Origin of the sequence: Streptomyces sp. NPDC002130 (assembly GCF_040296465.1) — a bacterium.
GTDB lineage: Bacteria > Actinomycetota > Actinomycetes > Streptomycetales > Streptomycetaceae > Streptomyces.
On record NZ_JBEOXI010000326.1, the window covers coordinates 1 to 7,700 of the forward strand.

A 7,700-nucleotide genomic window follows, 5' to 3' on the forward strand; every position below is an offset into this window, starting at 1 on the left:
CCTGGTCGTGGGCGACGACCCGCCCCAGGTGCCGCAGCGGCGGCCGCCGCACCAGCACGCCGCCGGGGACCCCTGTGGAGCGGGCGACTGCTTCGCCGCCACGGCGGCGGCCGCTCTGGCCGACGGTCTGCTCCCCGAGGAGGCGCTGCAGAGGGCCGTCGCGGAGGCGGCCGCGTTCGTCGCCGCGGGCGGCGCGGGCAACCCCGGTCTGTGGCGGACCGAGCCCGAGCCCGGCGCCGCCGACGAGCCCGCGACCGACGCGTTCGGGCTCGCCGAGCGGGTCAGGGCCCGCGGCGGCACCGTCGTCGCCACCGGCGGTTGCTTCGACCTGGTGCACGCCGGTCACGTCGGGCTGCTGGAGAGCGCCCGGCGCATCGGCGACTGTCTCATCGTGTGCCTGAACTCCGACGCGTCCGTCGCGCGCCGCAAGGGGCCCGGGCGCCCGCTCAACCCGGCGGCGGACCGGGCCCGCGTCCTCGCCGCGCTCGGCAGCGTCGACGCCGTCGCGGTCTTCGAGGAGGACACGCCCGAGGCGGTACTGGCCAGGTTGCGGCCGGACGTCTGGGTCAAGGGCGGCGACTACTCCGTCCAGGACCTGCCCGAGGCGAAGGTGCTCCGCACCTGGGGCGGGCAGGCGGTGGTCCTGCCCTACCTCGACGGCCGCTCCACGACCCTGCTGGCCCGGCGGGCGGCGGAGGCGGTGCTGCGGCCGTAGGGCGCAGGCGGGGGCAGCGGAGCTGTGCGGCCACGCCCCGGGAGCTGCCCTCGACGGCGCTCGCTCGGGGCGCCGGGGTGGGCCAGTCGCCCCGGTGGGTATGGAGGCCGCTCGGGCCGAAAAAGGGTCGGTGCCGGTCGGCCGGTCGCCCCTGCGGGTACGGGGCCCGCCCGGAGTACCAGGGTCGGCCGGTGGGCCCGGTTGGTATGGAGGCCGCTCGGGCCGCCGGGGTCGGTGCCGGTCGCCCCTGCGGGTACAGGCCCGCTCGGGCCGTCGGGGTCGGCCGGTGGGCCCGGTGGGTATGGAGGCCGGTCGGGCCGGAAAGGTCGGTGCCGGTCGGACCGGTGGGTGCGGAGCCCGCTCAGGCCGCCGGGCTCAGGGCCGACTGGCCCGGCGCGTCGTGCTCCTCCTTGCGAAGGACGACCGGTGCCGGAGCACGGCGCCGGCGCAGCAGGGAGCCCGCACCGATCGCGCCGGCGATGAGCAGTCCGCCGGTGACGAGGGCGCCACGCGGCCCGGCCAGTTCCATGAGGAGGCCCAGCGCGGGAGGGCCGCCCAGACCCCACACCGTGCCGATGCTGCCCCACACGCCCAGCACCCGACCCCGCAGGTGGGGAGGCGGGTCGGTCTGCAGGACGGCCGTGCCGGCGGTGTCGGAGACGGACTCCACCACGGCCATCGGCAGGACCAGCGCGATCAGCACCGCCAGCGACGGTGACAGCCCCGCCACCACCTGCAGCAGCGCCCCCGCTGCCGCCAGTGCGCCCACGAGCCGCACGGACGGCCGGCGCAGCCGGGCGCCGAGCACCGCGCCGAGAATGCCGCCGACCGCGAGCACGGTCGACACCGTGCCGAACGAACCGGCACCACCCGCGAGCGGCCCGGTGACGAGCACCGCCAGGGTGAGCCCGTAGTTGCGCCCGAACATGGAGCTGATGCCGGTCACACCCGCCAGCGCAACCAGACGCGGGCGCCGCGCGAAGTAGGCCAGCCCCTCCCGGACGGTCAGGTCGGGACCGGTGTCCTCAGGAGCCGGGGCGTCCTGCCGCACCGCACCGGGCGCAGGACGCAGGAAGGGGATGACCGAGGCCACGAACAGGAACGACAGCCCGTTGCCGAAGTACGCGGCGGACGTGCCGAGAAATCCGACCGCCACACCGGCCAGGGCCGCTCCCACCAGCCGGCCCGCCTGGTGCACCAGCGCCCCGACCCCGATGGCCGAGGGCACGTCCTCGGCCGGTACGAGGTCGTTGCCCAGCAGCGCACACGCCGGGTTGTCGACGGTCGCGACGACACCCGTGAGGGCGGCCAGCACCATCAGCGAGGTCATGTCGACGAGGTCCAGCGCCACGAGGACGGCCGTGGTGAACGCGATGGCGCCGAGCACCGCCTGGCTCACGGCCGCCGTCAGCTTGCGGGGCCACCGGTCGACGGCGGCCCCACCGAGCACGCTGATCAGCAGGGCCGGAGCGGCCTGCACGGACATGGACAGGCCTGTCGCGGCGGCGGACCCGGTGATCTGCAGGACCAGCAGGTTCTGCACCGTGAGCTGCATCCACGTACCGGCGTTCGACACGAAGTTCGCGACGGACCACCAGCGCATGCTGCGGTACCGCAGCGACCGCCAGGGCGAGCGGGAAGCGGGCAGGGCAGGAGAGGGGGAGGGAAAGGAAGGCACAGTGCGGTACTCGAAGACGAGTCGGAGGACTCAGAGGAGGGCGACGAGGGAGCGCGTCACACCGGCGGCGCTGCTCGGTGGATCCCCTCGACGGGTACGGCGCCGACCATCGTGGCAGAGGGGACCGGAGAAGCGGTTCCACCTGCCCTTGATCCACGCACTCCTGTCCTCCAAACGCCCTGCCCGGCACGGGCCTTGAGGCCACAGTGTGGTTGATCACACGGGGTGACCGCGCGGTTGAACACACGCACACGGAAGCGGGGCCCGTCGCCTGAGGCGACGAACCCCGCTCAGCAGGGGTGACCAGGCTTACCCGGACTTGCCCCGGCCGCTCAGCGCGTCCCGCAGCCGGTCCACCATGCCGGTGCCCGGAGCCAGGAGCTTGTTGGCCGGAGGCTTGTCGGGGGCCGCCGGGTGGGGCCGGGTCGGGGCGGTCTTCTTGGCCTTGCGCACCTTGTCGCCCAGCTCGTTGAGCGTGTCCATCGGACAGGCCTGCCGCAGCCGCGGGAAGAGGTTGCCCTCCTCGTCGGCGATGTGCGAGCGGATCTCGCTCATCAGCATGCCCATCAGCCGGTCGAAATCGGCGTCACCCGCGTCACAGCCCTCCAGATCCTTCATGATCTGCTCGGCCGTGGCGTGATCCTTCAGTTCCTGATCGGCGAGGGCGTCCCCGCCCGCCACGTGCTCGCGTACGGCGGGGTAGAGGTAGGCCTCCTCGGCCACCGAGTGCCGGACGAGCTCCATCGTGACCTGGTCGGCGTACATCTTGCGGTCCTGGTGGCCGGACGGCAGTGCCTCGATCCTGCCGAACATTTCCTCGACCTCGCGGTGGTCGGTCACCAGCTCGTCGATGACGTTTCCTCCGTGTCCCATCTCCTTCACCTCCAGCGCTCGGGTCCCCCCGGCCTCGGGGGGTTAACGTACGGTCCGCCGGTGCCGCGCGGGCGGCTCAGGCGGGGAGCTTCGCCCGGACCCGCCCGACCGCGCCGGCCGGCCGTGCGGTGGCGCGGACGGAGCGGCGCACCAGGCCCGCGTCGCGCCGCAGGCCCCGGGCGGCGTGGGTGCCGCGCCACACCACCGAGGGGCGGGCGCCGGTGTCGTCGGCGGCGATCAGCAGGCCGCCGAGCATGGACATGTTCTTGAAGAAGTGGATGCGCTGCTGTGCCCGCTCCTCGGGGTCCTGCGCCTCCCAGAAGCGGTGTCCCGCCAGTGTGGTCGGTACCAGCGTGGCGGCGATGGCCAGCGCGGCCGGGCGCGGCACGCGCCCCGTGGCCAGCATCAGCCCCGCCGCGACCTGTACGGCACCGCTGAGCCGTACGACCTGCTCGGTGCGGTCCGGCAGGGCCGGGATGCGCTCGGTGACCGGTTGGACGACAGGCTCGGCGGCGTCGGCGACCTGCTTCGGGTCGCGGACGGAGTTCATACCGCCCGCGAGGAACATCGAGGCCAGCATGGGGCGGCCGAGCACACGCAACAGACTCATGGCCCTCTCCAGAGAATCGGTGGGTACAGCGCTCGCCGGGTTCCCCAGCCGGGCCCGAACCACTCACACCGCCCGGTGCCGCGCCCACGCCTCCTCGCGCAGCGCCCCCGACAGCAGGACGTCGGCGGCGGTGCACGCAAGGGCCGATGTCGAGGCGATCAGCACCTCGCGGGCCCGGGGAGAGGCGGCCGCCTCGGCGAACTCCGGGATGTGGTCGGAGCCGTCGTCGCCCGTGATCGCGACGAACGGGTGGATGGCGGGCACGCGTGTGCTGACGTTGCGATGTCGGACGACCCCAGGTACACGCCGGGCGTGGGGGGTGACAGCTCGCTCCCCGCCCGGGCGAGATGGGCGGGGCGGTGGAGAAGAGCTCCGTCTTCCACCTCCAGTACGACCGCGTGTCGCCCGAGGCCCTCGCGCAGCGCGAAGACCTGCTCGGCACCAAGCGCCTCCTCGCCGACCTCGACCCGCTCAAGATCGTGATCGACGTCCGCAAGCTGGGACGAAGCGGCATCCAGGCCGCGGAGTGGCTGCGGATCAACGCCACGTGGACGTCGGAGGCTCGGACAGCTGCCGCATCAGCGCCTCGATCACCCATGCGGACGACGACGAGACCGAGGAAATCCTCCTGGACGCCCTGCGCGCCCTCGTCGAGCACGCGGACTCCGTCGAACGCCGCCCGCCCGTCCGGCTGCCCGAGCCCTCGGCACTGGAACTGGAGCAGGCCATGCTGCCCCGCGCGGCGTTCTTCGCGCCGGTCGAACACGTGCCCGCCGAACGGGCCGCGGGCCGCATCGCCGCGGAGACGATCAGCCCCTACCCGCCGGGCGTCCCCGCGGTGACACCCGGCGAGGTCATCACCGACGCGGTGCTGGACTACCTGCGCAGCGGCGCCGAGCAGGGCGTCCTGATCCCGGACGCGGCCGATTCCTCCGTCCACACCGTGCGGGTCGTGACCCGCGCTGACCAGGGGTGACGTTTCAGCGGCAACTGTCACAAGCCCAGTAACTCATGCGCGAGATGTTGAAGAAGTGACGCAAATAAACTCCTGCGTCAGTTGGCATGATTTGTCCCCATCAGGTGCACTAGAGAGGAAGCATCCACTTCAGCAAAGGAGATGGTGCAATGACTGCCACCGAGAAGGTCACCAAGGACCTGACGGGCATCCAGAGTGCCGACATCGAGGCCGCACTCGACCCGGCGGAAGCCGACGGCATCTACCGCGACAGCCGCGAGTGCGCCGCACTCGCGCTCTTCAAGGGCGGTTTCGGCCTGCTCCTGTCGCCGCCCACCCCGCGCCCCAAGAAGGGCTAGTGGACCGACAGGAGTAGAAGATGGAGCAGTCTGGCACTTCGCCCCTCTTGCAGGGCGCGGTGCAGGACCTCGCTTCCAGTGTGGTCTCCGCTCTTCGGAGCGGAGACCACACTCGTGCGGCCGCCCCCGAGCGGGCCCACGCGGAAGCGGAGGACCTCGCCCTCGCGGCCGTACGTGTGCTGGGAGCCGACGCGTTGCTGCCGAGCACCCTGCTGCACACCCCGCCCCTGCCCGACGAACTCGCCGTATTCCGCAAGGCCGTGGAGGCCTACCCGCCCGGAGCCGACGCCGCACCCACCGTCCGGTGGAGCCACTGGGCCATGCGGCACACGCTGCGGCGGCTCGACCCGGGCCACGCCGACGCCCCGCGCCAGGAGCCCGACGCCGCCTGGCTCGAGGGCGCGACCTGGCAACTCCTGACACACCAGCTCGCGGTGCTGGCCGCCCTCGCCGTACCGGGGGAGGACTGCGCGGTGGCCCGCGCGGCACGGCAGCGTCCGGTCGACGTCGCCCGGGGCTTCGTGCGCGCGGTACGCCGCAGGGACTGGCGACAGGCGGCCGGCGCCGGACGCTGGCTGACCCTGCTGGAGGGCGTACCGCAGACGCTGGGACTCGACAACGGCCTGGACTTCGTGGAGCTGATGGGCGGTCAGGACCCGCTCGTGGCCCTGCAGGTGAGTGCGGCACGGCTGACCCGGACGGGAGCGTTCGTGTGAGGGACGCACGGGGGGCACGACAGGTGGCCGAGGACGCGCTGGCATGGGTGTCGGCGCATCGCGAGCAGTTCGCGCTGGGCGAGGACGCCCTGGCCGCCGACGGACAGGTGAACCGCAGCTGGAAGCCGCTCGGGGAACTGGCCCAGGTGTGCGCGACCGTGTGCCGGCACACCGCGCCCCCGGACCCGCTCCACGCATGCGCGGCCGACCTGATGGCCTTCGCGTGGCAGGAGACCGGCCGGGGTGAGCTCTTCATGCGCCTGCAGCGGCTGGAGCCCTTCGCCACATATCCCCTGGAGGTGTACGCCGCCATGGCCGCGGCGGGCCTGCGGCACCGAGGCTACGAGGCGGCCGCCGCCACCGTGGCCCGCACCCGCGGCTGGCAGCTCACCGAGCAGGAGCCCACCCGGCGGCTCGGCGTCCTGAACGCCGAGGGCCGCAGCGGCATCCGGCAGTCCGACGCGATGCCGCAGGCGCTGCGGCGCACCTGGCTGGCCGGGCTGCCCGAACCCTGGACCTTCGAGCAGTCCTCCGGCTACTCCCTCACCCACGTGGTCTTCCACCTCACCGACTGGGGGCGCGCCGGGCCCGCAGGGCTCCCTCCCGACCTCGCCGGCTACCTGGCCGACTGGCTGCCGCCCTGGCTCGACACCTGTCTGGACGCCGGGATGTGGGACCTCGGCTGCGAGCTGCTGGCCGTGGCGGCGAGCCTGCCCCTGCTGCCCGAGCCCGCCGTCCTGCACGAGGCCTGGGCGCGCATCGCTGCGGTACAGCACCCCCTCGGCGCCGTCCCGGAGCAGGGGAGCGGAGCGGACCACGACAGCAGCCCGGACTTCCTCTCCCACTACCACCCCACCCTCATGGCAGCTTTCGCGGCGACCCTGACCACCGGGCGGCTCGACGACGGAGCCCGGGCAGCCACGCACCACCGGCCCGGCGGACAAGGAGTGCTGGGATGACCGACACCCGCCTGATCCACAACGTCGGCGTGGGCGCCCTGGAATGGCTGTGGGCCCACCGCGACGGATTCGCGCTGGAACCCGATGTCGACCCCGAGATCGGCTTCCTGGAGCGCTTCAAACCCATCGGCGAACTGGCCATGATCTGCAAGGTGCTGTTCCGCGAGGGTGTCGCCGGGTCGCGCCAGGCGCAACTGGCCCGGCAACTCCTCGACCACGCCTGGCGCGAGACACTGGACGGCGGCCGCATGCTGGTGCGCGGACAGCTCACGGAGCCCATCTCCCCCATCCCCTTCGAGGTGTACCTGCCCTTCAAGGAACTCGGCTACAGCCAGCCTGAGGTGGAGCGGGCGGCCGTCCTGAACCACCGGATCGACAGCTGGGCGGCTTTCGAGGCGACCCCCACCCGGCGGCTCGGCCTGTCCGCGTTCCAGCGCCGGTTCGGCCTCCCGCCCCGGCCGCCGGAGTCCGAAGTGAGCGGCACGACCTGGCTGGCCCGCACCCCCGAGCCCTGGACGGTGGAGGGGCACATCGCCTACGACGTCACACACAACGTGTTCCACCTGACCGACTGGGGGGAGAGGCCGGACGGCCTGCCGCCCGCCACCGCCGACTACCTCGCGACCTGGCTGCCGGTCTGGATCGACGACTGGCTGGACCTGGAACGCTGGGACCTGCTCGGCGAACTGCTGGTGGTCGACGCCTGCCTGCCCCGTCCGACCCTGGACGAACGGGCCTGGGAGGGCTTCGCCGCAGCGCAGCAGCCCGACGGCGCCATGCCCGCCCTGCGGACGATGCCCGAGGGCCCGCCGGACGAGGTGTTCGACATCGTCTA

Annotated in this window: 8 protein-coding genes and 2 pseudogenes; 6 read left to right on the forward strand and 4 right to left on the reverse strand. The window is 73.1% G+C overall.

All coding sequences use genetic code 11. The features are described from left to right. Positions 1-715: D-glycero-beta-D-manno-heptose 1-phosphate adenylyltransferase (rfaE2, locus tag ABT116_RS36955; RefSeq protein WP_351643330.1), on the forward strand; the 715-nt coding region annotated here is incomplete at its 5' end. A gap of 361 nt (positions 716-1,076) precedes the next feature. On the opposite strand, the gene ABT116_RS36960 is transcribed toward rfaE2, so the two are convergent. The 4 genes and pseudogenes from ABT116_RS36960 to ABT116_RS36975 all read right to left on the reverse strand — a co-directional run. Continuing rightward, positions 1,077-2,363, reverse strand: coding sequence for an MFS transporter (locus tag ABT116_RS36960; protein WP_351643355.1), 1,287 nt, complete (start codon positions 2,361-2,363; stop codon positions 1,077-1,079). A gap of 339 nt (positions 2,364-2,702) precedes the next feature. After that, positions 2,703-3,266 (reverse strand): hemerythrin domain-containing protein, encoded by a 564-nt coding sequence (locus ABT116_RS36965; protein WP_351643333.1) that lies wholly within the window; start codon positions 3,264-3,266, stop codon positions 2,703-2,705. A gap of 76 nt (positions 3,267-3,342) precedes the next feature. Beyond that, positions 3,343-3,876, reverse strand: a complete 534-nt coding sequence (locus ABT116_RS36970; RefSeq protein WP_351643336.1) for a DoxX family protein — start codon at positions 3,874-3,876, stop codon at positions 3,343-3,345. 63 nt (positions 3,877-3,939) lie between these two features. Further along, positions 3,940-4,226 (reverse strand): annotated as a pseudogene (locus ABT116_RS36975) (amidohydrolase); the annotation flags it as partial. Between ABT116_RS36975 and ABT116_RS36980 the strand changes: the two are divergent. From ABT116_RS36980 to ABT116_RS37000, 5 genes and pseudogenes are all read left to right on the forward strand, one after another. Further along, positions 4,221-4,852: pseudogene (locus ABT116_RS36980) on the forward strand (Orn/Lys/Arg family decarboxylase); the annotation flags it as partial. The pseudogenes ABT116_RS36975 and ABT116_RS36980 sit on opposite strands and share 6 nt — an antisense overlap. A 149-nt stretch (positions 4,853-5,001) precedes the next feature. Then, complete coding sequence (locus tag ABT116_RS36985; protein WP_351643344.1) at positions 5,002-5,190, forward strand: hypothetical protein; 189 nt, start codon at positions 5,002-5,004, stop codon at positions 5,188-5,190. Between the two features lie 20 nt (positions 5,191-5,210). Next, complete coding sequence (locus tag ABT116_RS36990; RefSeq protein ID WP_351643347.1) at positions 5,211-5,906, forward strand: hypothetical protein; 696 nt, start codon at positions 5,211-5,213, stop codon at positions 5,904-5,906. Further along, positions 5,903-6,865 carry a DUF6895 family protein gene (locus ABT116_RS36995; protein WP_351643350.1) on the forward strand — a complete coding sequence of 321 codons (963 nt, stop codon included), beginning with the start codon at positions 5,903-5,905 and terminating at the stop codon, positions 6,863-6,865. The genes ABT116_RS36990 and ABT116_RS36995 overlap by 4 nt, the downstream gene beginning before the upstream one ends. Next, the coding region (locus ABT116_RS37000) for a DUF6895 family protein (protein WP_351643352.1) at positions 6,862-7,700 on the forward strand (839 nt) is incomplete at its 3' end. The genes ABT116_RS36995 and ABT116_RS37000, both read left to right, overlap by 4 nt.